Raw genomic sequence first — 2,590 nt, forward strand, 5'->3', positions numbered from 1 at the left:
GGTCCGAAGGGCGGGGTCCGAAGGGCGGGGTCCGAAGGGCGGGGTCCGAAGGGCGGGGTCCGAAGGGCGGGTGCCACAGCCGCGGAGGCCACAGCCGGGAGTCCATGGTCACGGAGGCCACAGGTGGGGCCACAGCCGGGAGGCCACGGCCCCGGGGCCGACGGCCGGGTCCGACGCCCGGGCGCAGCCGGCCGCTGTGTGGCGGACCCGCGCCGACGCCCCGCGCCGAGCGGGCGGGTCGGCGGGGCATCGGTCCGGCTATCTGCGCAGCACCTCCTGCGCGGCCTGGACCAGCGCCATCAGGTCCTCGCTCGGTCGCTCGGGCGGCCATACGAGCCCGAACGTCAGACGGAGGCCGGTGTCGACCAGCGGCACGAACCGGACATCAGGACGGCGGACGGTGTCGACGACCAGCTGCGGCACCGGCAGGGCGCCGCGCCCGGCCGCCACCAGGTCGATCGCCGCCAGTGGGTCGTCGACCGCTTCCGGCGCGAGCCGCAGCGGACCGGTCGCCGCAGACCTGGCTGCCGCAGACCTGGTTGCCGATCGGTCCATCGATCGGTATGCCGACTGGTCCGTCGAGCGGTCGGCCGGGCGGTCGGCCGGGGCTGTGGGGGCGGGGCGGAGGCCTCGGGGCAGCAGCAGGCTCGGCACCTGGGCGAGGGCGACGCGGGCGGCGGAGGACAGCGGGTCGGCGGACGGTACGGCCAGGTGGGTCAGTGGGACGTGGAAGCGGGCGGAGCTCGCGCAGCCGGCGGGGAACGGGGTGTTCATCAATGCAGCCGAGGACAGGCTGTGGGTCAGCTCGTGGGTGGCCGCCTGCCAGCCGGCCGGGCGGAGCTCGACGTCGACCGCCGGTTTGCGGGCCGCCAGACGGCGGGCGACGCGGGCGGCGAAGCCGCCGACCAGCGGGGCATAAGCGAGCCGAATGCCCGGCGTCGACGGCACCGCGAGGCGGGCGGCCTCGGCCGTGAACGCGGCGGCCTGGTCGAGCACGGCCTCGGCGTGATGCAGCAGGGCGCGGCCGGCGTCCGTGAGCTGGACGTCGCGGCTGGTGCGGTCGAAGAGCCGGAGGGCCAGCGTGCGCTCCAGGCGGGCCACCGCCTGGCTGACCGCCGGCTGCGACATGCCCAGCCCGGCGGCCGCCCGGGAGAACGACCGGTGGCGGGCCACCAGCGCGAAGCACGCGATGTCGCGTAGCGGCGGGGCGTCGACCATGAGCCGAGTATCGGGCACGACGGCGGCTATTGGTGCCGCTTATCGATCGGGCGCGGGAGGGGGTGCGAGACCCAGGATGCGGGGCGTGACTGATGACTTTCCTGCTTCGACCGTGCTCGGGTACCCGCGCATCGGGCCCGACCGTGAGCTGAAGCACGCGCTGGAGGGGTACTGGGACGGGCGCCTGGGTCGCGCCGAGCTCGACCGCGTCGGGCGGGCGCTGCGCGCGGACACCTGGCGGCGGCTGGCGCAGCTCGGGCTGGACGGGCTGCCGTCGAACACGTTCTCGGAGTACGACCAGGTGCTCGACACGGCTGTGCTCGTCGACGCGGTGCCGGAGCGCTTCCGGGAGTGTGCCGATCCGTACTTCGCGATGGCGCGCGGAGGCGACGGGGTGGCGCCGCTGCGGATGACGAAGTGGTTCGACACGAACTACCACTACCTCGTGCCGGAGATCGGGCCGAAGACGCGGTTCCGGCTGGTGGCCGACAAGCCGCTGGGCGAGGTGCGGGAGGCGCGGGAGCTGGGGTACGAGACCCGGCCGGTCGTCGTGGGGCCGGTGACGTTCCTGCGGCTGGCGCAGGCGGCGCCCGGCAGTCCCGCCGGGTACGCGCCGATCGATCGGCTGGACGACCTGCTGGATGTGTACGTGCGGCTGCTGTCCGCGCTCGCCGACGCGGGGGTGGGCTGGGTGCAGTTCGACGAGCCGGTGTTGGTCACCGACGGTGGGTCGCCGGCGGTCCGGCACGCGTACCGGCGGCTGGCGGGGCACGCGCGGCGGCCGCGGCTGCTGGTGGCGTCGTACTTCGGGGACATCGCCGACGGGCTGCCGGCGCTCGCGGTGACGGCCGTGGAGGCGGTCGCGCTGGACCTGACGCACGGGGTGCCGGCGAACGTGGACCTGTTGCAGGGCAAGACCGTCGTGGGCGGTGTCGTCTCCGGGCGGGAGGTGTGGCGGACGGACCTGGACTCGGCGCGGGCGCTGCTCGCCGGGGCGAACGCCACGAGTGTGAGCACGTCGTGCTCGTTGCTGCACGTGCCGTACTCGCTGCGGGGGGAGGAAGTGCTGCCGGGGCGGCTGGCGTTCGCGGAGGAGAAGGTCGCGGAGGTGGTCGAGCTGGCCTGGCTCGGGCCGAAGCCGGGGCCCGTCCCGGTGGTCCCGGCTTCGGGGGCGCCGTCGGGCGTGCACAACCTGCGGGTCGACCTGCTCGAGCGCCGGGCGCGTGAGGACGGGCAGGCGCTCGACGAGCTCCCGGCCCGCGGCGCGACCGCGCCGGGCGCTGCCGGGGCCGGCGAGGTGCCGCCGGAGCGGCGGGCGGGCGGGGGCGGGCGAGCGCCCGCCGAGCGGCACGCCTCTGGGGAGCGGCGGACG

Annotated in this window: 1 protein-coding gene and 1 pseudogene; one reads left to right on the forward strand and one right to left on the reverse strand. The window is 76.0% G+C overall.

Translation table 11 applies throughout. The annotated features are described in order from the left end of the window. Nucleotides 1-258: 258 nt before the first annotated feature. Nucleotides 259-1,218 (reverse strand): LysR family transcriptional regulator, encoded by a 960-nt coding sequence (locus ABZS66_RS05585; protein WP_354755457.1) that lies wholly within the window; start codon nucleotides 1,216-1,218, stop codon nucleotides 259-261. A gap of 85 nt (nucleotides 1,219-1,303) precedes the next feature. Between ABZS66_RS05585 and ABZS66_RS05590 the strand changes: the two are divergent. After that, nucleotides 1,304-2,590: pseudogene (locus tag ABZS66_RS05590) on the forward strand (5-methyltetrahydropteroyltriglutamate--homocysteine S-methyltransferase); the annotation flags it as partial.

The organism is Dactylosporangium sp. NPDC005572, assembly GCF_040605515.1.
In the GTDB taxonomy this organism is placed as follows: domain Bacteria; phylum Actinomycetota; class Actinomycetes; order Mycobacteriales; family Micromonosporaceae; genus Dactylosporangium.

Coding starts and splice junctions, on each gene's coding strand:
- ABZS66_RS05585 (WP_354755457.1), bottom strand. CDS start 1,218: ATGGTCGACGCCCCGCCGCTACGCGACATCGCGTGCTTCGCGCTGGTG.